The sequence below is a fragment of the Bradyrhizobium sp. WSM3983 genome (assembly GCF_000473045.1).
Lineage (GTDB): Bacteria > Pseudomonadota > Alphaproteobacteria > Rhizobiales > Xanthobacteraceae > Bradyrhizobium.
The window spans coordinates 1-25940 of the sequence record NZ_AXAY01000009.1 but is presented as its reverse complement, the minus strand read 5'-3'; the positions used below and the strand labels follow the sequence as shown (position 1 = coordinate 25940).

The window sequence follows — 25940 nt, the reverse complement described above, 5'->3', positions numbered from 1 at the left end:
TTCACCTACGATTTCGTTCAATTATCGGATCGTGTAGCCGCCATCGATAACGAGTTCGGCTCCCGTTACGAACGCGGACTCGTCACTGGCCAAATAGAGGGCCGCGTAAGCGACTTCTCGAGGTTCGGCCATGCGACCGAGTGGTGTGTCGGCGATGAGTTGCTGGTTCAGCGCATGGTCTTGCTTTTCTATGATGCGGGTCAGGATCGCGCCGGGATGAAGCGAGTTCGCCCGGATCACCGGTGCATAGGTTAGGGCGGCATTCTTGGTAAGCGTAGTCACCGCGCCCTTGCTCGCCTGATAGGCCGCCACACCGACGGCCCCGATGAGGCCCCAGATGCTCGAAACGTTGACGATCGAGCCCTTCCCTCCGCGTTGCATTAGCGGGATCGCGCACCTCATGCCCAGAAAGAAGCCGGTCTGGTTGACCGCGATAATGCGGTGGTAGTCGGCCATCGCGACGTCAGTAATCGAATCGTAACTGCCGACGATGCCCGCGTTGTTGACCAGCACATCGAGGCGACCTTGCTCGCGCTCGATCCGAGCGATGAGAGCGGACCACTCAGATTCCACGCTGACGTCCTGCCGAACCGAAACTATGCGTTCGGACCCGTCGCGTTCATCGAGGTCCGTCGCGTAAACAGTCGCTCCGTGCTCGGCAAAGAGGTCCGCGACCGCTCTGCCGATCCCGCTAGCCGCGCCGGTGACAATCGCGACTTTGTCCGCAAGCCTCATACCTTCTCTCCCGCGAATTCGATGACGTACTTCGGCTTGCTGCGGTTCGGCGAAACCATTGCTTGGAACATTCCCGGCGCGGCGGTGGGCCGGCGCACGTCCGCGATCAGCTTGGTAGGATCCAACCGGCCCGATGCGAAGAGTTGCACAGTCTGGGGATAGTAATCCAAGCCATGAAGAATCCCATGGAACGTTTGATCTTTTAGCGTCACGAGAGATGGAATGAACTCCACCGCTGGCCTGTTTATGACGCCGATGAGCGAACAGCGCCCTCCAAGATCGAGGATGCGCGCGGCGAGACCGAGGGTAGGTGCTGCGCCGGAGGCTTCGATCACGACCGAGTAGCCGTTCTCTGGGGCCTCTTCGGGCCGAAGAGCGCGATCGGCGCCAAGCACCTTTGCGTATTCGAGCTCACTTTGTTCGAGGCCGATAACGTCGACACTCTCTGCCGTCAGCTTCGCAATCATGAGAGCAAGTAAACCGAGTGTTCCGGTACCGATCACGGCCACCTTGTCGTCGGTACGGACCTGCGCACGTTCAACGGCGTGATAGGCAGTGACGGTCGGTTCGACCAGCGTAGCTGCCTTGAGCGGAAGATTGTCTGGGACCCTCGTAACGGCGTAGGCCGGAACGCAAAGATATTCGCTGGCGGCTCCGGGAATGTAGCGCAACCCGACTTCCTTCAGGTTCCGACAGAGATGCCGCCTTCCCTTCCGGCAATTGTCGCAGAGATGGCACTCCACCATGCAGTGCCCAACGACGCGGTCGCCTTCGCGAAAGCCGTTGACGCCTCGCGAGGCGATTACAGTGCCGGTGTATTCATGACCGAAGACGAATGGAAATTTCAGAAAGCCATAGTCATAGTAGAAGCTCTTGCCTAGCCACAGGTGCACGTCGGTTCCGCAGATGCCGACGAAGGCTGTCTTGATTAGAATTTCGCCGTCCTTCGGCTCTGGCACCGCGAGCTTGGTGTGCAAGATCTTGTTGGGCGCTGTAATCTGCAGCGCCTCCATCTCGTGCTTTGTCTGCATAGAATGGTTCCTCCGTTGCTCTCTCATGTCTTCCATGCTTGCATGGGCCGGGTCCTACATTGCTTTTTCCGCCCGTCTTGAGGCGGCGGTTGTGCAAGTGACCAGCTATGCAGCTGACGCGTCATAAAGGTGCGTCCCCTCCGCCGCGCCGGACCGTCAGCCGACGAAGATTTTAGCCGCATAGCGGTCTCGTCACCCCGAGCCGAAAAAGAATCGGTTGATCGGAGTTGACGGGATCGACAACCAGAGCATCGCGCCGTTTCCTCGGTCGATCTTCCCCGGCCGACATCTGGCCTACGCCGAGGAGAACGGCCCACGGCGCTACTGCCGCGGGCCGTCGTGAGCGCGGACCCGCTTGGATCGCCCCCGAACCTGGCGGCCGCAGCATCAGCTCGCACTCCGCCCTCCGCGTCCGCGGCGGCAGTCGATACCGTGCCATCCAAATCGCCCGATCTGAAAATCACGGTTTCCTCCAGTTTTCGCGTGGCCTGGCACTGGTCGTCGCCTCCATTCGGCCTCGCAGCAACGAGCCCCGACAGGACGCAGAATCGCTGAAATGCATTTTGTTGTCAATAGTGCGTTTTTCAATTGTAAGCAGATCAAAAAGAAGATAGTGCACAATTTGGGGTGGTCATGCTCGATCAGACGATAAGGGTGGATCCGGCGACGTCCGTGGAGATGAATTGCTCAGCACTAGACTCACACCAACTACGAAGCGGTCGCGCGGCGGCGATATCGAGGTCGTCATCATGATCGCGCCCAGCGTCAGCAGCGCGGAAAGCGTTTGTGATCAGTTCCACATGTCCGTTGATGGCGTGACCGGCAACGAACCCGAGCATCGACGTGGCACATTCCTTCGATTCCGCTCTACTACGCCGCGCACGAAGGCATCAGGGCTCAGACCCCACCACTGGCGTTTTTGCTCTGGCCCAAGGCGCAATGTCTATCCGGGTCGACGGAGAGGGAGATGAAGAGGATCGGGGTTGCTGTGCTCGGTGCCTACGGATGGATGGGACGTTCGCATTGCAGCGTCTATGCGGACCTAACGCGGATCTTCCCCGACCTCCCGGTCGAAGTCACGCTTCGCTGGCTGGTAGGCAACTCAGAACAAGGTACACGGCACGTAGCACAACAATTCGGCGCAGAATGCCGTGGCGTCGACTGGCGCGCGGCCATCGAGGATCCTCAGGTCGATCTGGTGGACATCTGCCTTCCGGACGCCCTTCACTACGAGGTGGCGAAGGCCTCGCTGGAAGCAGGCAAGCATGTCTATTGCGAGAAGCCCTTTACCAACACGCTCGACGAGGCTGAGGAGTTGGTCTCGCTCGCCGCTGTTAAGGGTGTAGTCACACGGGTTGGGCACAACTTCCCCGTCAATCCCGTGCATGCCCTGGCAAAGGACATCATGGCATCGGGGGAGATCGGCGAGGTCACATTATTCAAAGCCGCCCAGCACGTGGACAGCCTGGCAGATCCGCTCGCTCCTTTTATCTGGCGCCTCGATGCAAACCGTGCTCCCACAGGCGTGGTCGGCGACACAGGCTCCCACATATTCAGCTTCATGGACTATCTCGTGGGAACGGTCGACGAGGTCATTGCGCATTGCCCGATTATCCACTCGAAGCGACCGCACCTCGCCGGCGCAAGGTACGGAGACCCGGTCCAGGCAAATGCCACGAATGCTACAAGGGCGGTCACAAACCCGGACGTCGGCATGGTCATTTGTCGGTTCGCCAATGGCGCGGTCGGCACGGTCGACTTCAGCCGGATTGCAAGCGGGCGGCGCTTCCTCCAACGTTACGAGATCTATGGAACGAAAGGCTCGATCACGTACGACTACGACCAGATCGCTCGGTTAAACGTCTTCAGTTCCTCCGATGCAAGAGGCCGCCAAGGCTTCAGAGCGATCGACGTCGGCCCGGAGTGGCCGGACTACGCGCGGTTCTTGCCGCTTCCCAATTTCGGCATCGGCTTCAACGAAGTGAAATCGCTGGAGGTCGGCGAGGTCATCAGGTCGGTAGCTAACGGGGAGCCGAAATGGCCGACGTTCGCCGACGCAAAACGCATCGTCGCCCTCGTTGATGCTTGCTTAGCGTCCCACAATTCGCGCCGGTGGGAGAAAGTGAGGAATTAAGCGAAGTCGCGTAAGGACGCTCGCTCAGCCCAAGAACATCCAAGCCGACCCGCAAGCAACGCCGCACGCGGCAGTATTCCTCCCCGACCTGCCGCACCTCTGACCCGACCTCATCAGAGGTCGGGTCTTTTTTGCATCGTTCCATCTCGGCGTCTGGCGGCCGGGACCAACCCCTCCCTTAGGTGGCCCCTGCGCTTTCCAACACGAATGCGCGACTCGATTCCTCCTCGTCCAATTGCCCGGAATCGAGCAAGATTTGGGTCGTCCGGGACAGATGATCGCGTATCAGTCCGGTCGAGAGGCCGACATCGCCAGCGAGCACTGCGTCCTTGATCTCCAAGTGTTCCTGCTCGACGTCGCGGTCGGACCGTCGCAGCGGGACCGAAAATCTCCGGTATCTTTCGGACTGCTCAAACAAATGCCTTCGAACGCGCAGCAGGTGCATGACGGGACAGGCGGCCACGAGAGAATGGTGGAAAGCGGAATGGGCTATCGACCATTGCTCGTTCAATTGCGAGTTGTCGCCAGGACTCCGCTCCGGAATTTTGCTCAAGCGGTAGAATGCCGCCACGATCGCTGATTCCCAATCTACCGTGCGGTTCTTGAGAGCGAGCTGGATGCAAAGGCTTTCGATTTGGATCCGCGCCTCGGTCAAATCCAGCAGTTCCTGTTTGGAGACGGGCATCGCGCTGTAGCCTTTTTGAGGCTCAAACAACACGAGACCCTCCGACGCCAGCCGCGATAGCGCCTCCCGGACTGCGCCATTGCTCACGTCGTGCTGCGCACATAGGTCCTGTATCTTTAGGCGCGTTCCGGGACGGATACGGCACGCGAGGATCTCTCCCCGCACAAGACCGTACACGTCCATCGCATCCGTCCGACCTCTTTGTTGCCCGGCCTTCGTGACCATGTCGCGCCTGCGCCTCCCCGCAAAAATGCATAAGCCATATTATAATGCATCGCGCTGTCGGCGCCAGCTCCGAACCCCCGCCAAATGCCACGAAAGTAAGGAAAAACCCCAAAGTAACGAAAAACCCAAGTCCGGACGCGCCGCAACTGGCCCGGCTCTCTAGGAGTAGCCAATCGAAATTCTACCGTCGCCAGGCATACCGTTGCATCGGCCTTAACAATCCCGCCTCGGCTCAAGTCCGGCCTCCATCGGGTGCTTGCGGCAACGCGTGTCACGTCGGTCCTGCCGGTCCATGCCGCGCCATGCCATCTGATTCGGAAGGGTCAGTCGAAGCTTAGAGCGCGCGAACCTGCTTGCGCACCTCGTTCGCGATTGGTCGCAAGGACTCCGAGGCGGCGTGGCCGACTAGACTATAGCCGACGCCGTCGTCTACCAGGCAAGGCCTCCAACATCGCCCTGCGATTGGGACGTCATTGGCGCATTCTGGTCCGCACTGCTCATCGGTCGAGTCAGCACGACCATCCGACTGCCGCGGTCATCATCATACATGAACATCGCAGCGGGCCCGTGCGAGGTGGCGACAAGGCGCCCTCCCATCAGCCGGTAGCCCGAGGTGGTCAGATCCGGCACCTTGACAGGCCGATGCAGCCGGTCGGAGACCCACTGTACGAGTTGGCCAGAGTCGGATGCGCGAATCTCGACGGGTCGGACGTGGTCCGGTGCGTAGACGTTATACGAAACAGCCGCCTCCTGAGCGAGCGCAACCAATCCGCCCGGAGACGCCTGCAGCGCGCCGCGTACGGCCCAGCCGCCCAGACCGCCGATGCTCAGCAACAGCATTGCCGCCATCGCCCAAGGGATCACCGAAGGCCGTCGCGCGCGGTTCTCGATGATTCGCGACAGATTGAGCTCCGGCGGCAGCGGTTCTTCGGCGACCGGCGCGAGTGCTGCGCGCAACAGGTCCCGCTGACCAGTGAACGCGGCGACGCGTTTGGCGACGTCCGGATGCTCGCCCAGATAGTCGACGACTTCTGCCTGGCGCTCCGGCTCGAGGACACGATCCACATAGGCGTGGAGATCATCTTCCGTGATCGGCCGATGGCTCATTTCCCGCTCCATAGTGATACGACGTTGGTCCGATATATTGTCCGTAATCCCCTCGATCTCCTGTTGCAGTCTTTCGCGCGCCCGGGAAAGCCGCGACATCACCGTGCCCACGGGAATGTCGAGCACGTTGGCGGCATCCGCATAAGAGAGGTCCTCGACCGCAACAAGCAGCAGTACGGCACGCTGGTCTCCGGGAAGTCTTGCGAGCTTGTTCAGGACATCCTGATACATGGCGCTGGTGTAAATGATCTGACTCGAGGCGCGTGAAAGAAGGCATAACCATCTCGATGTGCTTGCGCACCAGACCGGGCGATACTCTCGTGGGCGTCAAGAATAGGTTTTGCGTATGCGGCGGGGGGGCTGGGCGCCAAGTGCGATGGCGCTGACCAAGGTTGCGAGTACGAGAGCAGTGCGTCGTGATTTTTCAACGGGCATTTCGATTCTCCATTCATGGGAAACAGGGCGACCGCGGCGCCGACTTCGGCAACACCGTAGGGCGTTGCGTTGAGGAGGTGACGTGGCGCGGGCGCGTCCTATTCCCGTCTGGCCGCGAATAAATTTGGGAGCAGCGGCTCACAGTCGTGAATTCTTTGCAAAGCGCCGCCAGGTCGCCTTGATCACGTGGCCTTGGCGCGCTCCCGCGGAACAGGGCCCGAGCCATTGAAGGCTTCCGGCCTTTGGCCCTTCGCGATATTTCGCTGCTGCGGGGCAATTCCTTCGCCTTCGGACCAAGCGGACGGGAACATAATTTCTTGAGCACGTTGACGAGTCGCTACTCACCACTCCGCATCGTCATCCACGAGCATTTGTCCGACCGTTTGCTCGGACAAATGATCAGGTCCGATTACATCGGAAGTGTTCACTGCCATAATGAAGGGACATGAACGGATCCACCGGGTGAAGTAGCGGAACCAAGGTAGCGCAAACCAGGCCAATGCTGCGATCTGCAGTGCTACGTTGAGACCAAACGCGACTTGATACGCCAGGATGGACCTATGGTCGTCCCCGCAGGACCACTGCTCCAGAATCAGGCCCGTCGCGTATTGAGCCAAAAACGCCCAACCGAAGTGCAGAACGTTCAAGGCGCCATTCGCACGACCCGTAAGCTCCGGCGGAAAGTAATTAGCTATAACCGCGAAGCTGACCACGGTTGCCGTGCCGACAATTGCGACAATGGACCACGGCAAGATGGACGGGAGAGGCGCGCGCAGGATTAAGGCCAACTCGGCTGCAATGAACAGCACTGCGACCATCGCCAATATTGTCTCCGCTCCGACTCCTCTTCGTCTGAAGTAGTGGACCGTCGTACCGAACAACCAGGCACCGCCGCTCAGCACGACCGACATTATGAACATATGTCCAACGAGACTTGCCCGATCAAAGCCCTCCACGTCCGTCAGCCACGGCGATGCCCACAATCCCTGCAGAGACCAAGCCGACCCAACGCAGGTCGCCGATAACGGGGCAATCCGCCAGAACCGCTTATCGCCGAAAACGGAGCTAAGGGTGACGGACATTGATGCTGCTGATGGAAGGGTAACTCGCTCAGGAACCACAACATAGATGAGCATGGCCGTGGCAGCGGTCGCGGTCGCCAGGATTACAAAGAGCTCTCGCCACCCCATCCAGGCGAGTAGGTACTCGGCGGGCGCCGTTGCGGTCACCGCACCGAGCGACCCCAGCATGATCATATAGCCGTTAAGCAGGGCCACTCGTTCCGTAGGGAACCAGAGGACGATCGACTTCAAGCCAGCTGTCAACGCCGCCGCCACACCGAGCCCGATCATTGTTCGTGCAATCAAGAGCGACAGCAATCCTGTTGACATCGCAAATAGTCCTGCACCGGCAGCAGCGACCAGCAGCAGCGCACTCTGGACGCGACGTGGACCAAAGCGGTCCAACATTATGCCTATGGGGATTTGGGCAGCCGCGAAGATCAGGAAATAGACGGACGTAAGCAATCCGAGGTCGGCGGTACCAATCCCGGTTTCCAAGGTGAGACGGTCAGAGATCAGAGCGTTGATCGTTCGGAACAGATAGGAAAGATAGTATCCGGCGGCAAACGGAAGGAAAACGTACGCGATGAGGCGCCACGTTTCTGCCGGCTGCCGCGTCGAAGCGTGCCCATTTTTGGCTGGCGCGGAACTCTCCGGCGCTCTGTGAACTCCAGAGCTTGCTGTATCCTTGGATCGATCAGCAGAACGGGTTTTGTAACCCGGTGCGAAAGTTACCATTGCCGTCGCCCTCCTGGGCGACAGCGGCTAGCTCGGACTCTGCTTTTACGGTGACGCGCTCGTCTTCTGCGACAACGGAAGTAACGCGGATTTCAACGTCATCTTCAGAGCTCTCGAACTTGGTCGCGCCAAGTCGACTAATCGTCTCCTGTAAGAGCGGCTGATCCTGCTCAACTCGCCTGCTCACCCGTTCAGCAAGCACTTCAAACCGCTCGAAGCCGAGCTGACAGGCTGCTCGCTGCTCTGATTGAGGCAAGGACGGCGTAACGGTGAGATGATATCGGACGTGCAGCGCCGCAACTTCATTCACGATCTTGAGATTGCGCTCAATCCGATTGAGTTGGTCCTCAATCGAATTCAGGCGCCCCCGAAGCGGGTTTGCGTTGCCAGGGCCGCCTTTCAGGGCGAGAAGCCCATCGAGCGCCTGCTCAATGATTTCGGCTTGATCCACTCCGTTGAGACGGGCAACAGTTTCTAGCCGCTCGGCCAGCTCATTTGAAATCTGCATGCTGTCCCTTCCCCCGCGCTCAGTTCTTTCGAGGCGATAGCGCAGCCGGCTTTCGTCGGCTTGGCCAAATTGCTGCGATCGTGGGCTGGCGTAGAAAAAGAAGGACCGGCGAGACAGCTTGCTTACAAGGCTCAGTCAGGTTTCGCCGCCCGTCTCCTGACGGACGATATCTTCTGGAATCTCGCGCAGAAAGCTTTGCCCCTTTTGCAAACGGCGCCCGAGGGCTTCGACGAATCCTTCAAAGCGCTCCCTGCCCTTTATCTGCGCGGCCGCCTGCGCGTCGTTGGGCAACGGTGGGGTAATCGTCAGCCAGAACCGGATGAAGAGGGCCAAGGTCTCGGCCGTCAAACCAACGTCACGCTCCAACCTCTGCATCTGACGCGATAGCCGATCGAGGCGACGGGTGAACGCGGCCTCCCGCATGTCGGCGCCATCCGGTGACAGAAAGGAAGCAACGGCCGCTTCCACGATCGCTGACCGGGAGAGCTTCTTGCGATCGGCGAGATCCGAGATCTGCTTCAGAAGCTCCGGCGGGAAATACACGTTCATCCGGTCGCGCATGGTAGTTCTCACAACTCCATGCCGTCATTCGGGTCGAGCGCGACTTGGCGGGCGACACCCCGCATTTGTTGACGTATGAGCCGGGACTGACGGACCGCGTCCTCGTCGTCGTCAAGAACGACCGCAAACTCCTCTGCCGGCGTCGGCTCGGTCGTCTCCTTGACGATCGCAACGTGATCGGGCAGTTCGGGCTCTCGGCGAAGACCACCGTTCGCCGTGTCTTCCCCTGCTCGCGCGGATTTGTCGGTAGGCCCCGTCGCCGGCGTCAGCATTCCCTGCGTTGACCATCCATCCGTACGCGATGATCGCCCCGACGACGCCGGATCGGGGGGAGGCAAGACCCGCTCGGTAAACCGCCGATCCTCATAGTAGCGGGCTTTCTTGGCTCGGATCGGCGGCGTGCCCGCCACCATGACGATCTCATCCATTGGCGGGAGTTGCATGACTTCTCCCGGGGTTAGCAGCGGCCTCGCCGTCTCCTGGCGCGAGACCATGAGGTGCCCCAGCCAGGGGTTCAACCTGTGCCCCGCATAGTTCTTCATCGCCCTCATCTCGGTCGCCGTACCCAAAGCGTCGGACACCCGCTTGGCCGTCCGCTCGTCGTTGGTCGCGAAGCTGACGCGGACGTGGCAGTTGTCGAGGATCGCGTTGTTCGGCCCGTAAGCCTTCTCGATCTGATTGAGCGATTGGGCGATCAAAAAACTCTTGATGCCGTAACCCGCCATGAAGGCGAGCGCGGACTCGAAGAAATCGAGCCGCCCCAGCGCCGGGAATTCGTCGAGCATCATCAGGACTCGATGCCGGCGATCACGGGCGTGCAAGTCCTCGGTCAGCCGTCGGCCGATCTGGTTTAGCACCAGGCGGATCAACGGTTTGGTCCGCGAGATATCGGAGGGCGGCACCACAAGGTAAAGCGAGGTCGGACGGCGATCGGCGATCAGGTCGGCGATCCGCCAGTCGCAACGGGAGGTCACCTGGGCCACCACGGGATCGCGGTAGAGTCCGAGGAACGACATGGCGGTGGACAGGACGCCGGAGCGCTCATTCTCCGATTTGTTCAGGAGCTCGCGCGCGGTCGAGGCGACCACGGGATGGGCGCCCTGTTCGCCAAGGTGTGGCGTGGTCATCATTGCCTTTAGCGTCGCCTCGATCGGCCGCCTCGGATCGGAGAGAAAGGCGGCTACGCCACCCAGGGTCTTGTCGGTCTCAGCATAGAGGACGTGGAGGATGGCGCCGACCAGGAGCGAATGACTGGTCTTCTCCCAGTGGTTCCGTTTGTCCAGCGAGCCTTCGGGGTCGACCAGGACGTCGGCGACGTTCTGGACGTCGCGAACCTCCCATTCCCCGCGCCGGACCTCGAGGAGCGGATTGTAAGCTGAGGACTTTGGGTTGGTCGGATCGAACAACAGGACGCGGCCATGCCGCGAGCGGAAGCCGGCAGTCAGTTGCCAGTTCTCGCCCTTGATGTCGTGAACGATGGCCGAACCCGGCCAGGCCAGCAGCGAGGGCACGACAAGACCGACGCCTTTGCCGGACCGGGTGGGTGCGAAACACAACACGTGTTCCGGTCCGTCATGGCGAAGGTAGTCATGGTCAAGCTTGCCGAGCACCACGCCATCCGGACTGAGAAGCCCAGCCGCTCTCACCTCCTCAGGATTGGCCCAGCGCGCCGAACCATAGGTCTCGACGTTCTTCGCCTCACGTGCTCGCCAGACCGACATGCCGATCGCCACCGCAATCGAAATGAAGGTGCCCGACGCCGCGATGAAGGCACCCTCGACAAAAACCTGCGGCGCATAGGCGTCGTAGACGAACCACCACCAGAAGAAGATCGGGGGGTCATAGATTTTGAAACCTGACAATTCGAACCAGGGCCGCCCAAGCTCCGGTTGCCAGGCGAGCCGCCAGGCCGTCCACTCGGTTGCTCCCCAGATGGCGAGCAAAACGATCAGGCCGACAACGATCACCTGCCCCCAGAGGATCTTGGTTCCGGACATGCCGAACGCCCTTCCGCAACTGAGTTAACGAGATTGCTAGAGGCCCAGGTCGCGCTTGCGACCAAAACCCCACTCGATGCCACCGCCGTCCTTCACGACACCGGTGACGTGTTGGCCGAGCCTCTGTTCGAGCTCGCGCGACCAAGGCACGAGCTGGAAGCCAAGCCCGTTGTCAATCATGGCGAATCGTCCCGAGACGAGCGTCAGGCGCTGGCGATAGGTGCCCGCTATATGTTCACCGGAGGCCGACTTCACATGAGGCAGGCCGGTGTTGGCCGAGACTTTTGCCGCCACCTCGTCCAGCTCGCGTCGACGCAAGGTATTCAGGAGGTCGCGCTGCAGGATGATGCGCTGACCCTGCCGCCGCGCCAGACCTTCCTGGATCAGATGCTCGGCGCGGGCTTCCATGGCGTCACGGGTCTCGCGGCCGAACCCGCCCATGGCGAGCGGCATCTGATCGCGTTCGACCAGCCGGTGGTCGAGCCAGGTCGCACCTTTCGCGGTGACCTGCTCACCAAGATCGAGATCGGAACGGGTCGCGAGCACCAAGGTGGGGCGTGGATCGCCGGCTTGGCCGAAGCGTCGGACTTCGACGATGCCGCCCGCCGGCGGAGCTTGTTCGAAGGCCTCGATTCCGCGGAAGCGGACGTGATGCACAAGTCCGTCTGCTCCGTCGATCAGGGCGTAGGCCTCACCCGTCAGTTCGTCATGCAAACCCCGATCGACCAGTCGCCCGATGATCTGGGACGCCGGCTGTCTACCTTCGATCACGTAGTCAGAGATGCCGCGCGCCTCTCCACGCTCGGTAAAGGCGCGGTGCATGGTCTTGATGATGTCGCCGCGCATACCGAGGTCGCGCAAGCTACGCTCGGCCTCGAGGCCCACCATCCATTCCCCGGGCGCGGCAGATGCCGCCAGGCCCATCTTCTCCAAATGCTGAAGGCGGCCGACCATCAGGCGCCGGATTTCGGTATATGAGCTGCCGGGCTTCTCGGGGCGAAGATCGATATGGCCGGTTTCGTCGGCTGCCAGCCGGATCTCCCGATCAAGCCGAGTCCATCGCTCTGCCGTGACTTCCCTCTCCAGCGAGTTGCGGATTTCGTGCTCCGGTTTCGGACCGAGCTCGATGCCAACCAGCTCCTCGGCACGTGAGCGCAAACCTCGGCTGATGTAGTCCCGTGAGATCACGAGGTCGGCGCCGTCTTCGACAACGCCCCGAACGAGAAGATGGACGTGAGGGTTATCCGTGTTCCAGTGATCGACGGCGACCCAATCGAGCTGCGTGCCGAGATCGGTCGCCATCTGGTTGGCGAGATCGCGGGTAAAGGCCCTGAGGTCGGTCATGTCGCCGGCGTCCTCGGGCGAGACAATGAACCGAAAATGATGGCGATCGTCCTGACACCGCTCGGCGAAGGCCGCACCATCGGCACGATCGCTGCCAGCGTCGAACATCTCGGCCCTCTCGCCGCTTCGGGTCACCCCATCGCGCTTTAGGTAAGAAAGATGGGCTGTCAGCGGCGCCGAGCGGAACGAACGTCCCTTGTGACGCACGACACGCGCCTTCACCACAACGCGCCGTGCCGAACTGAAGAGCCGGCCCCGGCTGAACGCGAGCCGGCCGCGGCCAAAGGTCGAGCGCCCATACGCCGCAGAACGCTTGCCCGGCGCGGTCTGACCCGGGGTGTGGCCGGCCTTCTTCGCGGCGCGTAGCACCTGGTTGATAAAACTCTTCGGCTTCGGCACGCGGGTGCTGCGGATGCGCCCGGGCCGAATACGCAGGTCGCTGTCGCCCACGGTCATGGCCGGGCCTCGAACAGCGCTAAAGCAGCTACAGTGCCGAAAATGTCTTTGATTGCATTCGGCAAAATCCAAGGCGCGGCACGCGCCCCGACCGACCGGCACGCCAGAACCCAAGCCATGACAATGGCTTGCGGTTCGACCGGCGAGCCCCTTTTATCTCGCCTTCCTAATCGGGCGGGCAAAGTCAACTCATTCCTACGCTTTTCTTCGACTCTTCGAACTTCAGCCATTACCGACTCCCTGCATCAACAACGCGCAACTTCACCACAGCCGCGTACGCGACGTGCATTCACCAGGCGGGGTCCATGCGTTCCTTCGCGTTCAGCACTTCGGCCGTCGCATGCTCTTCATCAGGTTCGTAAACAGGGCTGTCCAAGCAGTCCGGCGCTCTCGTCCCCGAAGGGCGGCAGCAGGCAAGAGATAGCGGACATTCCCCGTTTCGCGGCCCCGCCAGGGGACGCTCACCGCGCGCGCGGATCTCTAATTTCGCTCCTCCTCAACATGCCGGGCGCGAACCCAGCGCTAATCCGTCATCATCTGCCTCGCGGCTACCGTGCAGGTTTCAACCGAAGCCGTTGCGTGATCTTGGCGCCGAATCCGACGTGGAAGTCGGTCTCGCTGACCCACATCCGGTGCAGAATGCTCGCGAGCTTCCGCGCGACCGCGGTGATCGCGCACAGCATGCTCGACCGTTTGGCGATCCGCAGGCCCCACGCCCGCAGTGCCGACCATTTCCTGACTCGCAGCAGCAGGCTTGCGGCCGCCTCGCAAAGCGCCTCGCGCACTGCTGCGTCGCCCTGTTTGCTGATGCGCCCTTCGTAATCGATCGACGTGCCGGACTGGTGCCGCCTCGGCGCCAAGCCAAAATGCGCGCCTACCGTTCGCGATCTGGCAAAGCGCCGGGGATCATCGACGCCGACCTTGAACGACAGGGCCGCAACGGGACCGACGCCTGGAACCGTCATCAGCCGCCGGCAGACAGCATCATGCTGGACCACTTGCAGCAGCACACGATGGAGCCGATCGTAGCCCTCGAGGATGGCGCGGCGCACATCCAACATGGCCTCGATGGTGATCACGAAGATCGGATCGCTGCGCTCGATCAGCTCGCGTACGCGTGCTTGGTAGGCACATCGGGCGACGGCTCCGACGAGCAATCCATAGGCCCGCAGTGCACCACGAATGTGGTTTTCGAGGTCGATCAGTTTGCGCTTGAGCAGCTTCCGGCTGGTCAGCAGCGTACGCATCTTCTGCATGTCGATATTCTTGACATGGACGGCGCGGTACCAGCCCAGTCGCATCATCTGCGCGATGCCGCGCGCGTCATTCCGGTCGGTCTTGTTACGCATTGTCGACAGCGAAACGCGCATGTGACGCGCTTCGACGACAATGATCGGGAGACCCGCTGGCAGCAGTTCGCGATACAGCCAGATGCCAAGCGATGACGCCTCGACTCCCACTCTCTCCAGGCGATCCGCGTAGCCCTGCGGAGCGGATCGCCGCTGGCTCGGTCATAACCTTGACCTCGCGAACGGTGAGACCCTCGCCATCGACGATGCAGAGACTGGTTTCTTCAAGACCCACGTCCAACCCAAGGTAAAGTTTCATCTGAGCTCTCCTGTGTGGCAACGACCACCTAAGTCGTTGCACCAGGCTCCGGATTCGGCCACACGGCGACTATCGTCGTGCACCGGTTTCTCGAAGCCCGATTTGAAGAGCCGTCCTGCCGTAGTTGTCTCCCGGTCGCCGGTTCTCGAAAGAGCCGCCGCGACTTGGCAGCCAACTCGCGAAGCCCCCAATGCTTCCGAACGCTTGCGATAGCGATCGTTACCCGAAGAGCCGAGACACCCGAAGGGTGGCTCGGTGAGGAGCGAAGCGACGAGTAGAGCGCGGGCCGAAGGCATCGCCCGTACGCCATCAGCACGTGCCACTTGCTCGGTGAAGCACGCCATGGCTTGCGAACCCGCACACTTGGTCATTGCGATACTCCCGAATCCGATCGAGGAACGAAAACGCCAATAGACCGGGGGACCATGGGCGAAACATGGGGAGCCGAGATTGCGGTGGTGGCACCGCTCGACGGCATGAGCACCCGCAACCCATCGTGCGCTTTCATGAGATCGGATCGCGTGACGAATAGCGTCGCAGCTGCTGATGACTGTCCGCTGGACGTCCACGTCGGCGGCAGTTCGATAGCAAGCAGATTTGCAAGCTTTGCGACGTATGCTCGCGTCTCGTCTGGCAAAGAGCCGCCTGCGAGATGCTCTTCATAGCGAGATGGTCCCGCGTTGTATGCGGCAAACACGCCAGGCGAGCCATACCGATCGAGCAATTCGCGCAGATAGGCCGTGCCGGCGAGAATGTTGTCGTGCGGCTCATAGGGGTCGTTCCCGAGATTGTAGCGCTCACGCAGTTCCGCCCAGGTTGCCGGCATGATTTGCATCAGGCCCATTGCGCCTTTTGGCGATCTGGCGTGCACGTCACCGGCACTCTCGATGCTTTGGACTGATCGGATCCAGTTCGGCGCAATCGCAAAGCGTCGTGAGGCTTCATTGATGAAGCCGGCCAATGCGTGAGCGGTCTGACTGATCGCTGGCTGGGCGGCTGATCCGCTCTGGGCCAAAGCAGCGCTGTCGAACGCGGTCAGAAGAAGCATCAGGGGAACGACAGCACAAACGCGCATGCCCGACCGGCTCAAGCACGCGGTCGGGCTCGCACCAGCCTTGCAGACATCGATCGAGACGGAGGACGGATCCCGCAATCGATCGGACAGGGGCATGGCAAGGAGAACACGCCGAATGCGCACGATCACTCCTCCGACGTCCACACCGGGACCGCACCGCCGATCACGCTAGATGCCGGAAGAAATCCAAAATATCGGCCGTCCAGAGAGTCGTCCGACTGCCAGTTCATCAGAAACAGCTCGCCGTCGCCGACAACGCGGCAGCCCTGCCATTTCGGCAGCGGCCGGCCGCGCCCGTCGCGATCCCGCGCCTCGCCCATTGCATTGTCATCGACCGAAATCGTGAGCCCGCTTCTGCAGACCGTCTGCCCGGGCAGCGCAAGGACCCGCTTGAGCATGGGGACGCCGATGGGCAAATAGCCGTTAAGGTCGAGGAAGGTCGCGAGTGGCTCCGGCGGCTGCACGGCGACCAGTTCAGTAACGTGGAAGCGTTCAGCTGGTCGAAGGCGATAGAGACCGATCGGCACGCTCGCGGATGCGTTCCAGATGTAAAGCGGAAGCGGCTCCAGGACGATCGTCGCGACCAGCGCAGCAGCGACCCCGAACGTCCCGGCCAGCGTCTTCAGGCGTCCCGTCATCGCATTACCCTCTGCCGGTGTAGCCAGGCCTGATGGCGCGCTTTCGTATATGGACGCGGGTTTTCGTTGACGGACAGGCGGTTATGAACGTGATGCCAATGATCAGGCGCGACATCAGCTGGATCGATTCCGAGTGCCTCAACGGCATCAGTCATCTGCAGCACGCGCTCCACCTTCGGCCAGCCGGACAGACGCAACAGGATCTCCCCGCCCGGCGTCACATAAGGGACGGTGGAGCAGCGCTGTCCCGGCGCGACCGCCCGCAGGATATCGATCCGCGAAATGACCGTGCCAAAGTCGTTGGAGGTCCATCGGACGAAGGCAAAGATGCTGCCCGGTGCGAATGACATGACGCGCCGGTGACGATCAACCTTCCGTTCCTCGACGATGCGGCCGAACCGAATGCGGTTTTCGATACGCTTCTCGAGCCACAGCACCTCCACTTTGGTGAGATCGCTCATGCCGGCGCTCCCGCAGACGGGATTGGGGAGCCGTAAGCATTGGCGGCGGTGAAGCACCTGTGCAGCTTCTGCCGAGAAGGAGGGTTGACTGCCCGCGGTTGCCTGTCGCCTGCGATGCGGTTTCCAGCTTGGTCCGTTAGAAGAAATCCGAAGGATTTCTGGTTAGTAAAGTTAGAGCGGCTGGAAAGCGCCGATAAACAAGCACTTAGGCTCGATTTCGGTCCTCGATAGCACGAGGATCCGGTCCCCGATAGCACGAGGGTTGCGGTCCCCGATAGCACGAGCTGATTCACAGGCCATCCTCCGAATTTGGAATGAGACCGCGCCGGCGCAGGCGTACCGTTAAGGGATCCACGGGCGTAGGCGCGAAGTTCAGCCGCTCGGTACCGTTCGGGTCGCGCGTGAGCACGAGCTGATAGCCGGGCAATGTCTGGCGCTGGACGATCTGGCGTACATCGTAAGCAAAGTGCTTGAGCGGCGAGAGGATGCCTGACTTGGCATGGAGGTGCACAAGATCAAAACTCCAGCCGCCGTCCTGGCGGCCGCCGTGTTTGCGCACGAGACGGTACAGCCAGCGCTCAAGTCCGCCCGTGAGATCGAAATAAGCGCGGTCGATCGTCAGCACGAGCGCGTCGTCGATGACGCCGGCATAGAACCAATCAGGCAGGATCAATTCGAGTCCAAATGGACTACCGTTTGCATCGGCCGTCTCCTTCCATTCGTTGATCCAGGAGAAGCGGTGTCGTCGCCGCTCTGCCGGCTGGCGGATCGACGTCAGCACGGTCGTTGACTGAAGTCTGTCAAGACCAGCCTTCAGGCGGTCATAGTCACGTGCGCTCGTGCCGCGGCCGACGAACGTCAGGATCTCGTAAGGCGTTGCAGCCATCAGGCGCGAGGTCTTCAAGCCTGCGTCACGGGCTTCGACGATCTGGGACGCGGCCCAAATCAGAACGTCTGCATCCCAGATGGTCGCCATGCCGTGTTCCGGCACCGCCTCGACCCGAACTGCGATCGCACCGGCACGGAAATCGATCGGTACGGTCCGCTTAGTCTTTGCGAGGGAGAAGAACGGATAAGCCATTAGATCCTGTGCGTCGCGTGGTGCAAGATCACCGGGTAGCGCCCGAAAGAGTTCAAGCTGTTCGCGCTCGGAATGGTATTTGCGCCGCATCGCCAGTGCTCTCTTCGGGCGATCAGCGGCGTTCCTGGCCCGCATACGGGCGCAGGGTCGGATGCTTCTTGGCAGGCAGCACGGTCCCCTTCCCCGGATCGGACGTCGACGTCTTGGCGCCCCGGTCGGCCCACGCTTTCAAGTCATCGACGGCGTAGACGACACGTCCACCGATCTTCCGATACGTCGGTCCAGTACCGTACGTGCGGTGCTTCTCGAGTGTGCGACCGGACAGGCCAAGATAGCGCGCGGCCTCAGGTGTACGCAGGAATCGCGGAGGAAGACCGGCCATCGGATCGGGCATTTGAGCACTCCAAGAGGACAGCGCACTACGCTTGGCTAGGCCGGCGTGTGTGCGGTCATCGTGGAGGAGCAAGATCTCGAAGGGGGATGCCGAATATCGGGGGAATGATTTTCGGCACCCCTCGGGGGACTGCACTACTCGTCCCTGCGCCCTGGCCGCAGGAGTTTGCGGTAACCACCGCGCATCAACGCGAGGCCGCCTTGCACCAACCGGACCGTCCGATTGCGCAGGTCATGCGTCTTCCAGGCCCGATCTGGGATGCGCTTCCTGCCGAACAGCGCTTCGGCGATAACGCGATAACTGCCGCCGGCGCTATGCGCATCGAGCGCGCGGATCGCGGCGCTCAGGCGTGCGCGCCGCTGTTTGGATAGTGTGTGAAATGCCGGACCTGGCGCGCGCCCATTGATCGCACGCCAGAGCCGCCGGGCTGCATACGCGCGCGCTTCGAAATAGCCGTCAAACGGCAGTTCGGCTGCATATGACGCGCCTAGCACCGGCGGGTCCATGGACCAGACACGGTGGTCCGCCGAACCGATGTGCAGCACGGCGTGCCAGCCGTCGGCGGCGCGCCGCACTTGACCTGCTGCAAGGTCAAGCAACGGTTGAGACGCTGAACTGCGATCGGCGGCCCAAGCAACCTTGACCGGAACGACCGCCGCTAGAACCTCAGGCGCCCAAAAGATCGTCTGCTCGTCGAACGACCTCTGCGGGTCATGGGCGAAAGCAGATACCCCATTTCCTCCTGAATTCGTCAGTCACTTCGCCGTTCGGACTGTTGGCAATCATCACCTCGTACTCACGCCGATAGTCGGCGTTGCGGCGGAGACATTCCCAGGCGATGTCGGTGACTTCCGCGTCTAGTAGGCTCTTGTAGGAATCCGGCGACCGCCAGTCGAATTCAGGCATTGCTTCCGTCCCATTGCACGCAGCTAACAAGGATTGCGGCGCAATAGGTATGAACGATGCGGTTGTAGGAAGCCCCTAGTTTGGCACCACGTGGTGCTCCGGAATGACCATTGGTTAGCAAAAGAAAATAGTTCTGCTTGCAAGTCGCCAGCCGGCAATTTTCTTCTATCTCGAGCCGGTGCCGCGCAAGAGGCGCCCTTGCTCGGTCATCCATTTGGCGCGCGCGAGATGACTCTGATATGCGCGCCGCGCACGATCGGGCTCTCGCTCTGGGTCCATATGCAAGACCACTCGAGCAACTTCGCGCCAGTCCGCGCCCTCACCCTCCGCTTGCAGAAGCCGAATGTACGTGACGACGTGCTGTTCGTCATAGGCCGTTAGCGCCGGCTCATTCGGCGCACTGTCCGCCACGTTTGGATCGAGGGATGGCTTCTGCATCATACCCGCTTTTGGAATGCCAGGAACCTACGCCATGGTCTGGTCGCAAGCTAGACCCGCGTTGCCCGGTAGAATCCCGGATTTCTTGTGAATCCGTCCGGTAAGTACGCAACGAAGATCGGCCGCGCATAGCGACACCATCATTAGCACATTTGGATGCGAATAGGAACGATCGTTCCTAGAACGATCGTTCCGGCTCAGTTCCCATATCGCCATGGATCTCAAAGAGATCATGGCTGTGAACCTGCGTCGGAAACGCCATGATCTACAAATGACGCAGGAGGAGCTGGCCGAGCGTGCGGGTTTAAGCGCCCGTTATGTCGGCGCCATCGAGCGTGGCGACGTATCAGCAAGCGTCACCGTGCTTGGGCAAATTGCTGAAGCATTAGGGGTCGAACCCGGAGACCTGCTCAAAAGGGTTGCGCGGCTTAGCAAATCGTAAGCCGCCTCAGGCCTGCCGCGAAGCGCCCCGCCCGGCGGACCGGACGGGGCTCGGTGGGGCGCTCTTACTCGCCGTCCTTGCGGGGCCGCGACCACAGGAGGGTGTAGCCCTCACCACCTTCGTCGTCGAACAAGTTCGCGTAGATCGGTGCGGTGAACGAGGGATCGTCGAGCTTGAGCGAGAGGTAGTCCCGGCCCTCTCCGGAACGCTTCGACCAGGCGGCTCCGATCTCGGCCCGGCCTACGTAGACCCGGTGGCTGGGAGCGTTGTCGTTGGATCGGTTCGTCTCGGCGACGATGCGGACGCCCTTGGCTTGCAGGCTCAGGGTGACGATCTCGCCCTGGAAATCGTTGCCGACCTTCTTGAAAGAACCGATGTTAGCCATGTCACTTCTCCTGTTGTGTTTCGAGCCCGCGACCACCGCGGCCTCGATGGCGATCTAGGGCCGAGGACGATCGGCGACGCACCCGCTCGGGCCGGAGCGCAGCGGAGGACGTCGTTGTGGCGACTTTCTTGTCTCGCGAGGAATGGGCGAAGCCCAGGGGAAGAAAGTCGCATCAACGGCGTTGCGGCTCAGACGATCGAGGCGAAGCCGGTCTTCGGCCAGATCAAGCCATCAACGAGGCCGCGTGCGTCCGCGTGCTGAACCACAATCTCAGGAGAAGCGTGGCTATCTCGGTTTTGATGAACAAGAGATCGGAACGATTCAGCGCAGAAAGAGAAACAATCTCCTGCAAAGGGCGGTATCGTCTCCCAAGAGCCGATCGGGGTAACATCGCTCTGCCGCGGCTCCGCGGGCCAGACCGAATGGCGGCGGCTTGATCGAGAAGTTACGCGGAGGACTGCCTTTCCCGCGCTTAGGTTTCGATCATCGCCCATCCAGTGCGCCGATCTACGCGAAGCTGTTCGACGATGACAGCGGTAAACGGTCATGCCTCGGGCCTTGCGGCCGTAAGAACTGGCTAGGACGGATTCTCCACCACCCCACCCGGCTCGAACGGGCGGGTCTCCGCAAAAACGGTCAAGCGCGTGAACGCCGTGACGCCAATGCAAACCGCGCCCAGGCAAGCGAAGGCCTCACGCCAAGCCAGCGACGGCACCCCGATCTGGGACACGGCTAACGCCACTTGATAGCCCGCGACGGTAGCGGGGACAGCAAATGCGGTCGCGATGGCGATGCGCAAGGTCAAGGACCGAGTATTGGCGACGGCGGCCTGACCGACGGCAAGCGTGAACGCGCCACAAGCCGTTCCGATAAGCAGCGCACCGAGCACACCGGTGCCGTTCTGAAACGCCGTCATCCCGATGCTCAGCGCGACGAAAAACGGCAATGCATACACCGCTAGCGCGAAGATCGCCCAGCAGAGCAAACCGATTCCGAGTGTGTTGAGAACAAGCCCAAGGGCAAGCATGTGGTGGCTCCATGTGCATAGATCTACCAGTCGCGCCTTCCACCACCACCACGGCGCAACTCTGGATATGAGACTGAAACGAGGCGGAGTTGCGGCGTGAACAATTTCGCCTCGAAGACTTCAGTCGAGAAGGCGGCCCTCACGCGCCGCCGAACCTCCAGACGGGGATGCCGAGCCGCTTCGCCTTGTCAGCGAGGTTATCCTGGATGCCCGTGCCCGGGAAGTGCATGACGCCGATCGGCAGGAGTTCGAGCATGGCATCGTTGCGCTTGAACGGTGCTGCCTTTGCGTGCTTCGTCCAGTCGGGCTTGAAGTCGATCTGAGCCACTTTGCGGTTGGTCGCCCATTTCGAGGCGATCAGTTCGGCACCCTTTGGGGAGCCGCCGTGGAGCAGAACCATGTCGGGATGCTTGGCGTGAACCTTGTCGAGGCGGTCCCAGATGAGGTGGTGGTCATTGAAGTCGAGCCCACCGGTGAGCGCGATCTTCGGTCCTGCCGGCAGCAAGACCTCGGTCTCGGCGCGACGCCTGGCTGCGATGAAGTCGCGGGAGTCGATCATCGCTGCGGTCAATGTGCGGTGGTTCACCAATGATCCCGATCGAGGGCGCCAGGTTGAACTGGTGTGCGCCTCGAAGCGCTCGATGGCCTGGTCGCGGAAGAGCTCCAGGCAGTTGCGGCGCTCGATCAAAGTGATGCCCTCGGCCGTCAAGCGCTCGAGTTCGACCGATCGTACCTCGGAGCCGTTCTGCTCGCGCTGGCTCTTCTGCTGCGCCTGCTCATTGTCGTCGAGTTGGCGTCCGATGCGGTCGACGGCGCGATGGAACAGGTTGACGGTCGACCAGAGCAGATCGTCAAGATCGGGTTCGAGCCGCGTATCGCTCAATGTCGCGACCAGTGCGTCGAAGATATCGGCGACGGCGCCGGCGACGACCCTGCCCTCGGGAAGCGGCCGTGGATCGGGCTGGTCGTTGAAGGGGCGATAACCGTAGAGCTGCAATTCGGTGAGAAGGTGATCCGTTGGAGAAGACGCGTGTGGCGGTTCGAGGTCGTTGTGGTCGGTCATGGAAGAGGTCCTTTGCCGGATCGGCCGCGCCCATCGCGGCCTTCGTGGCGATCACTCAGACGGCGGGCGGAGCGGGCCAGAACCCGGAGCGCAGCGGAGGGCCGAAGCGGCAGCGGAGGATGGCGGAGGCCGGCTATTTTGCTTCGCGATGCAAAGCGCGCCGGTCTGATCGCTGATGTGTTTTCACCGCCGGCGCGCGGCGGAAAATAGCCGGACGCAGCCATTGCCGGGCCGCACCCGCTTGCCGTCCGATCGCCCTCTAGAAGGCCGTGGTCGCGTCCTCTTCCGGCACATGCTTTCCGCGACCGGCCTATCAACGTCGATCGAAGCACTGGCCTATTCTGCGGCTAGCGTCGACGAATGCAGGAAGCGGACGACGTCCTCTGGTACGAGTTGAAGCCGCAACGCTGCTAGGAGGGTCTCGAGACCGAAGATGTGCATGTCTTCGTTGAAATCGCCCAGCCGGGGCGACAACGCAATCGCTTCAACGCCGGCGTTTTCCGCTCGTTGGGTGAGAGTAGCCCGCACGGCATCGCCGGCGGCATCGGCGTCGCGGGCGATGTAGAGCCGACGCAGACCAGACGGCAGCAACATCGCTGAGAGGTGATTGGCCGAGAGCGCCGCGGCCATAGGCATAGTCGGCAGGACGTAACGCAATGAAAGCATGGTCTCGATTCCCTCGCCGGCAGCGAGCACGTCGCCCACCACGCCGAAGCGAACGGCGTTGCCGAGCAGGTCGCCCATGGCCCGTCGTGGCGTGTCGACAGGAGCCTTGCCGAGACGAATGCGATCAAAGCCGTCTGGATCGAGCCAGGTTCGGTGTGCGCCGGTGATCCGCCCTTCAAGGTCCGTGACGCAGGCAATCATCGCCGGCCAGGTTTCGGTCGGCAAATGCTCGTCTGGACGATAGTAGCAACGAGGGTGGAAGCGGAGGCTGCCACTATGGTGGATGTTGGCTATTCCGCGACGTTGCAAATACGTCTCGACCACCGTCCCTTCGATCGGGCTGGATATCGCAAAGAGCCGACGGGCGGCTTCCTGCGATCCAGCCGGCGCCACCGAACGAACGGGTTTCGAGGGCAACTGCGGCTCAGGACGAGGCAGCTTCAGAAACCGCCTCGCTTCCTCGGCGGCCCCGTTGAAGTCGCGCAAACCCCGGCATTCGCGGATAATGTCGAGGAGGTCGCCATGCTCGCCGGTCGCAGCGTCAGTCCACTTGCCGGCGGGCCCCTTCGGCGACTCCTGGAGCCGCACGAACAGCGAGCGGCCCGGGGTGTTATGAACGTCGCCGACCACCCAGTACCGCCCGGCCCGCTTGCCATGGGAGAGATAATGTCGGCACACCGCCTCGGCCTCGCGCGCGAGGCGGCGTGCCAATTCGGAAGCATCGCGGGACATCACGCTGCCTCCCGCTCACTGATGCTCGCAACCGGATAGCTGTCGAGCACCTTTGTCAGGATTCCGACGCCACTTGCGTCCGTTGGCACGAACATGCGCAGCTTCCAGGAGATGATCTCCCCAAAGAGCCCGTAAGCGCGGAGGCGATCGCGCATCGTGTCATTGAATCCCGACAGCTCGATGCGGTATGCGCCCATCACCCGGGCACGGCGAAGCTGGAGCCCCTCCGCCAGGTCCAGGGCGGTGCGTCCTTCCATCAGCGCGGCAAAGGCAGCGTCCGGCGTCAGCGCGGGCGCGTCCACCGCAAGGACGCTTGCGACCCAGGTTGCAGACACCTTTCGGCCGATGATGCGCTCGCCCGCATCGGTCTGAAGCCGATAGACGCGGGTCGATTCGTTCGGCAACCGCTTCCAGATCGGGAGCAGCAAGCCCGCCACGACATGGATCGTGCTTTCCGTGAACTCGGGGATCTCGGCAAGCTCTGCCAGCCAGGCCCCGGCGAAGCGCTCGCGGTCCGCCTCGGCCCAATGGCTGTCCGCCATCATGGTCAGACAGACCGTGTGCTGCTCCATCGGACGGATCAGGCGGACGCGCCGCTCGATCTCGCCATCGTCCAGCATAACGCTCGCGGCCGGGACCTGTACGGCGGCCCGTCCCGAGCGCTCATTGATGAGCAGGACAGCATGATTGGAAAGACGAGCAAGGGCGTCATCCAAACCAACAGGATGGTTACGCTGGCGCTGGACGATGGTGAACAGCCGTGTCTCGGCGCCCGAGCGCGGATGGACATAGATCGTCCGCCGCTCGGCGACGACAAAACTTTCGGCGCGGAGCGTTTCCAGCCCGAGGTCGTACGTGCCCGACGCGACAGCGCCCTCGATCCGAGCGGTCAAGAGCTGCTCGAAGGCGGTGAATAGGACATTCTGTAGGTCGATGGTGAGTGCGAGTAATCTGTTCAGGAAGGTCGTGATCGGCGGCAGATCATCCCTGAGCCCATTGGCGTCCGTCAGCTTCAGGCCGGTCGCATCCTCGAACCTCTCGAGCGAGCATCCCTCGACCTTGCCTCGCACCAGCAGCGTGTAGAGTTGACGCAACGCATCGCGCCCGTACTGGCTTTCGAGATTGTCCTCGGCCCGGAACAGGCCCTGCCCTCCGGTCTGGCGCTGGCCGCGCGTAATGGCCCCCAATGTGTCGAGCCGCCCGGCGATGGTGCTGAGAAAGCGCTTTTCGGCCTTCACGTCAGTTGCAATCGGACGAAACAGCGGCGGCTGCGCCTGATTGGTCCGGTTTGTCCGGCCGAGCCCCTGGATCGCAGCGTCGGCCTTCCAGCCGGGCTCGAGCAGGTAATGGACGCGCAGACGGCGATTCCGGGCCGACAGTTCGGCGTGATAGCTCCTCCCCGTACCGCCAGCATCGGAGAACACGAGGATCCGCTTGACGTCGTCCATGAAAGCCGAGGTCTCGGCGAGGTTGGCCGAAGCGGCGCGGTTTTCGACCAGCAGCCGGTCGCCCTTACGAATGATACGGCGCGAGCGGCCGGTCACTTCGGCGACCATATCGGTGCCGAAGCGCTGCACGATTTGATCCAGCGCGCCAGGCACCGGAGGCAGCGAGGCGAGTTTCTCGATGAGGCGGCAGCGTCGTGCTACGGCTTCCCGGCTCTCAACCGGCTGGCCATCGCGATAGACAGGCCGAGAGCAGAGGTTGCCCTCAGAGTCGGTGAACGGTTCGTAGAGCTGGACCGGAAAGGAATGGGCGAGATAGTCGAGCACATACTCGCGCGGGGTGATGTCGACCTGGACGTCGCCCCATTCCTCGGTCGGGATCTCGGCGAGCCGGCGCTCCATCAGCGCTTCGCCCGTCGATACGATCTGGATCACGGCGGCATGGCCGGCCTCGATATCGCGCTCGATCGAGCGGATCAGCGAGGGCGTCTTCATCGAAGTCAGGAGATGACCGAAGAACCGCTGTTTTGCGCTTTCGAAGGCGGATCTCGCCGCTGATTTT

At 61.8% G+C, this 25940-nt stretch carries 24 protein-coding genes and 1 pseudogene; 2 read left to right on the top strand and 23 right to left on the bottom strand.

Going from position 1 to position 25940, the window contains the following annotated elements:
• Positions 1-21 precede the first annotated feature (21 nt).
• Both YUA_RS0116135 and YUA_RS0116130 read right to left on the bottom strand, forming a co-directional pair.
• A complete protein-coding gene (locus YUA_RS0116135) occupies positions 22-735 on the bottom strand; it encodes a glucose 1-dehydrogenase (RefSeq protein ID WP_027531648.1) in 714 nt (237 codons plus the stop codon).
• Positions 732-1766, bottom strand: coding sequence for a zinc-binding dehydrogenase (locus tag YUA_RS0116130; RefSeq protein ID WP_051383194.1), 1035 nt, complete (start codon positions 1764-1766; stop codon positions 732-734). Before YUA_RS0116130 ends, YUA_RS0116135 begins: the two co-directional genes overlap by 4 nt.
• 967 nt (positions 1767-2733) lie before the next feature.
• Here YUA_RS0116130 and YUA_RS0116120 point away from each other — a divergent pair.
• Positions 2734-3900 carry a Gfo/Idh/MocA family protein gene (locus YUA_RS0116120; protein WP_027531645.1) on the top strand — a complete coding sequence of 389 codons (1167 nt, stop codon included), beginning with the start codon at positions 2734-2736 and terminating at the stop codon, positions 3898-3900.
• A gap of 178 nt (positions 3901-4078) precedes the next feature.
• Here YUA_RS0116120 and YUA_RS44060 read toward each other — a convergent pair whose 3' ends face one another.
• From YUA_RS44060 to YUA_RS51650, 16 genes and pseudogenes are all read right to left on the bottom strand, one after another.
• Positions 4079-4810, bottom strand: a complete 732-nt coding sequence (locus tag YUA_RS44060) for a GntR family transcriptional regulator (RefSeq protein WP_051383193.1) — start codon at positions 4808-4810, stop codon at positions 4079-4081.
• A 429-nt stretch (positions 4811-5239) separates the two neighbouring features.
• On the bottom strand, positions 5240-6148 hold the full coding sequence (locus YUA_RS44055; protein WP_371259887.1) for a sigma factor-like helix-turn-helix DNA-binding protein: 909 nt from the start codon (positions 6146-6148) through the stop codon (positions 5240-5242).
• A gap of 545 nt (positions 6149-6693) precedes the next feature.
• Positions 6694-8151, bottom strand: coding sequence for an MFS transporter (locus YUA_RS0116105; RefSeq protein ID WP_084292624.1), 1458 nt, complete (start codon positions 8149-8151; stop codon positions 6694-6696).
• Positions 8111-8659 (bottom strand): hypothetical protein, encoded by a 549-nt coding sequence (locus YUA_RS49995; RefSeq protein WP_156947138.1) that lies wholly within the window; start codon positions 8657-8659, stop codon positions 8111-8113. The genes YUA_RS0116105 and YUA_RS49995 overlap by 41 nt, the downstream gene beginning before the upstream one ends.
• Before the next feature lie 135 nt (positions 8660-8794).
• Positions 8795-9220 (bottom strand): CopG family transcriptional regulator, encoded by a 426-nt coding sequence (locus YUA_RS0116095; protein ID WP_027531642.1) that lies wholly within the window; start codon positions 9218-9220, stop codon positions 8795-8797.
• A gap of 8 nt (positions 9221-9228) precedes the next feature.
• Positions 9229-11217, bottom strand: a complete 1989-nt coding sequence (locus YUA_RS0116090; RefSeq protein ID WP_027531641.1) for a conjugal transfer protein TraG — start codon at positions 11215-11217, stop codon at positions 9229-9231.
• 36 nt (positions 11218-11253) lie between these two features.
• Positions 11254-13017: a DUF3363 domain-containing protein gene (locus YUA_RS0116085; protein ID WP_027531640.1), complete on the bottom strand. Its 1764-nt coding sequence runs from the start codon at positions 13015-13017 to the stop codon at positions 11254-11256.
• A 548-nt stretch (positions 13018-13565) separates the two neighbouring features.
• Positions 13566-14625: pseudogene (locus YUA_RS44050) on the bottom strand (IS110 family transposase).
• A gap of 367 nt (positions 14626-14992) precedes the next feature.
• A complete protein-coding gene (locus YUA_RS0116075) occupies positions 14993-15823 on the bottom strand; it encodes a lytic transglycosylase domain-containing protein (protein ID WP_027531639.1) in 831 nt (276 codons plus the stop codon).
• Positions 15824-15825: 2 nt separating this feature from the next.
• Positions 15826-16338, bottom strand: coding sequence for a S26 family signal peptidase (locus tag YUA_RS0116070; protein ID WP_027531638.1), 513 nt, complete (start codon positions 16336-16338; stop codon positions 15826-15828).
• Entirely contained in the window at positions 16335-16799 is a 465-nt protein-coding gene (locus YUA_RS0116065; RefSeq protein WP_027531637.1) for a DUF2840 domain-containing protein, read from the bottom strand. The genes YUA_RS0116070 and YUA_RS0116065 overlap by 4 nt, the downstream gene beginning before the upstream one ends.
• 289 nt (positions 16800-17088) lie before the next feature.
• On the bottom strand, positions 17089-17970 hold the full coding sequence (locus tag YUA_RS0116060) for a replication initiator protein A (protein ID WP_027531636.1): 882 nt from the start codon (positions 17968-17970) through the stop codon (positions 17089-17091).
• Between the two features lie 22 nt (positions 17971-17992).
• Positions 17993-18274: an AlpA family transcriptional regulator gene (locus YUA_RS0116055; protein WP_027531635.1), complete on the bottom strand. Its 282-nt coding sequence runs from the start codon at positions 18272-18274 to the stop codon at positions 17993-17995.
• Positions 18275-18408: 134 nt separating this feature from the next.
• Positions 18409-18849, bottom strand: coding sequence for a DUF2285 domain-containing protein (locus tag YUA_RS0116050; protein ID WP_371259886.1), 441 nt, complete (start codon positions 18847-18849; stop codon positions 18409-18411).
• 136 nt (positions 18850-18985) lie between these two features.
• Entirely contained in the window at positions 18986-19180 is a 195-nt protein-coding gene (locus YUA_RS0116045) for a transcriptional regulator domain-containing protein (RefSeq protein ID WP_027531633.1), read from the bottom strand.
• 165 nt (positions 19181-19345) lie between these two features.
• Positions 19346-19618 carry a DUF2285 domain-containing protein gene (locus tag YUA_RS51650; RefSeq protein ID WP_027531632.1) on the bottom strand — a complete coding sequence of 91 codons (273 nt, stop codon included), beginning with the start codon at positions 19616-19618 and terminating at the stop codon, positions 19346-19348.
• 214 nt (positions 19619-19832) lie between these two features.
• Here YUA_RS51650 and YUA_RS0116035 point away from each other — a divergent pair, with 214 nt between their 5' ends.
• On the top strand, positions 19833-20060 hold the full coding sequence (locus YUA_RS0116035; protein WP_027531631.1) for a helix-turn-helix domain-containing protein: 228 nt from the start codon (positions 19833-19835) through the stop codon (positions 20058-20060).
• Between the two features lie 64 nt (positions 20061-20124).
• On the opposite strand, the gene YUA_RS0116030 is transcribed toward YUA_RS0116035, so the two are convergent.
• The 5 genes from YUA_RS0116030 to YUA_RS0116005 form a co-directional block, all read right to left on the bottom strand.
• Positions 20125-20445, bottom strand: coding sequence for a DUF736 domain-containing protein (locus YUA_RS0116030; RefSeq protein WP_027531630.1), 321 nt, complete (start codon positions 20443-20445; stop codon positions 20125-20127).
• Between the two features lie 577 nt (positions 20446-21022).
• Positions 21023-21472 (bottom strand): hypothetical protein, encoded by a 450-nt coding sequence (locus YUA_RS0116020; RefSeq protein ID WP_027531629.1) that lies wholly within the window; start codon positions 21470-21472, stop codon positions 21023-21025.
• A 139-nt stretch (positions 21473-21611) separates the two neighbouring features.
• Positions 21612-22535 (bottom strand): DUF2493 domain-containing protein, encoded by a 924-nt coding sequence (locus tag YUA_RS0116015; protein WP_027531628.1) that lies wholly within the window; start codon positions 22533-22535, stop codon positions 21612-21614.
• A 336-nt stretch (positions 22536-22871) separates the two neighbouring features.
• Entirely contained in the window at positions 22872-23933 is a 1062-nt protein-coding gene (locus YUA_RS0116010) for a toprim domain-containing protein (RefSeq protein WP_027531627.1), read from the bottom strand.
• Positions 23933-25940: strawberry notch C-terminal domain-containing protein (locus YUA_RS0116005; protein ID WP_027531626.1), on the bottom strand; the 2008-nt coding region annotated here is incomplete at its 5' end. The genes YUA_RS0116005 and YUA_RS0116010, both read right to left, overlap by 1 nt.

What these genes read in the sequence shown, in the direction of transcription:
- YUA_RS0116135 (WP_027531648.1), bottom strand. Translation starts at nt 735, where the DNA reads ATGAGGCTTGCGGACAAAGTCGCGATTGTCACCGGCGCGGCTAGCGGG.
- YUA_RS0116130 (WP_051383194.1), bottom strand. Translation starts at nt 1,766, where the DNA reads ATGCAGACAAAGCACGAGATGGAGGCGCTGCAGATTACAGCGCCCAAC.
- YUA_RS0116120 (WP_027531645.1), top strand. Translation starts at nt 2,734, where the DNA reads ATGAAGAGGATCGGGGTTGCTGTGCTCGGTGCCTACGGATGGATGGGA.
- YUA_RS44060 (WP_051383193.1), bottom strand. Translation starts at nt 4,810, where the DNA reads ATGGTCACGAAGGCCGGGCAACAAAGAGGTCGGACGGATGCGATGGAC.
- YUA_RS44055 (WP_371259887.1), bottom strand. Translation starts at nt 6,148, where the DNA reads ATGTATCAGGATGTCCTGAACAAGCTCGCAAGACTTCCCGGAGACCAG.
- YUA_RS0116105 (WP_084292624.1), bottom strand. Translation starts at nt 8,151, where the DNA reads ATGGTAACTTTCGCACCGGGTTACAAAACCCGTTCTGCTGATCGATCC.
- YUA_RS49995 (WP_156947138.1), bottom strand. Translation starts at nt 8,659, where the DNA reads ATGCAGATTTCAAATGAGCTGGCCGAGCGGCTAGAAACTGTTGCCCGT.
- YUA_RS0116095 (WP_027531642.1), bottom strand. Translation starts at nt 9,220, where the DNA reads ATGCGCGACCGGATGAACGTGTATTTCCCGCCGGAGCTTCTGAAGCAG.
- YUA_RS0116090 (WP_027531641.1), bottom strand. Translation starts at nt 11,217, where the DNA reads ATGTCCGGAACCAAGATCCTCTGGGGGCAGGTGATCGTTGTCGGCCTG.
- YUA_RS0116085 (WP_027531640.1), bottom strand. Translation starts at nt 13,017, where the DNA reads ATGACCGTGGGCGACAGCGACCTGCGTATTCGGCCCGGGCGCATCCGC.
- YUA_RS0116070 (WP_027531638.1), bottom strand. Translation starts at nt 16,338, where the DNA reads ATGACGGGACGCCTGAAGACGCTGGCCGGGACGTTCGGGGTCGCTGCT.
- YUA_RS0116065 (WP_027531637.1), bottom strand. Translation starts at nt 16,799, where the DNA reads ATGAGCGATCTCACCAAAGTGGAGGTGCTGTGGCTCGAGAAGCGTATC.
- YUA_RS0116060 (WP_027531636.1), bottom strand. Translation starts at nt 17,970, where the DNA reads ATGCGGCGCAAATACCATTCCGAGCGCGAACAGCTTGAACTCTTTCGG.
- YUA_RS0116055 (WP_027531635.1), bottom strand. Translation starts at nt 18,274, where the DNA reads ATGCCCGATCCGATGGCCGGTCTTCCTCCGCGATTCCTGCGTACACCT.
- YUA_RS0116045 (WP_027531633.1), bottom strand. Translation starts at nt 19,180, where the DNA reads ATGCCTGAATTCGACTGGCGGTCGCCGGATTCCTACAAGAGCCTACTA.
- YUA_RS51650 (WP_027531632.1), bottom strand. Translation starts at nt 19,618, where the DNA reads ATGCAGAAGCCATCCCTCGATCCAAACGTGGCGGACAGTGCGCCGAAT.
- YUA_RS0116035 (WP_027531631.1), top strand. Translation starts at nt 19,833, where the DNA reads ATGGATCTCAAAGAGATCATGGCTGTGAACCTGCGTCGGAAACGCCAT.
- YUA_RS0116030 (WP_027531630.1), bottom strand. Translation starts at nt 20,445, where the DNA reads ATGGCTAACATCGGTTCTTTCAAGAAGGTCGGCAACGATTTCCAGGGC.
- YUA_RS0116020 (WP_027531629.1), bottom strand. Translation starts at nt 21,472, where the DNA reads ATGCTTGCCCTTGGGCTTGTTCTCAACACACTCGGAATCGGTTTGCTC.
- YUA_RS0116015 (WP_027531628.1), bottom strand. Translation starts at nt 22,535, where the DNA reads ATGACCGACCACAACGACCTCGAACCGCCACACGCGTCTTCTCCAACG.
- YUA_RS0116010 (WP_027531627.1), bottom strand. Translation starts at nt 23,933, where the DNA reads ATGTCCCGCGATGCTTCCGAATTGGCACGCCGCCTCGCGCGCGAGGCC.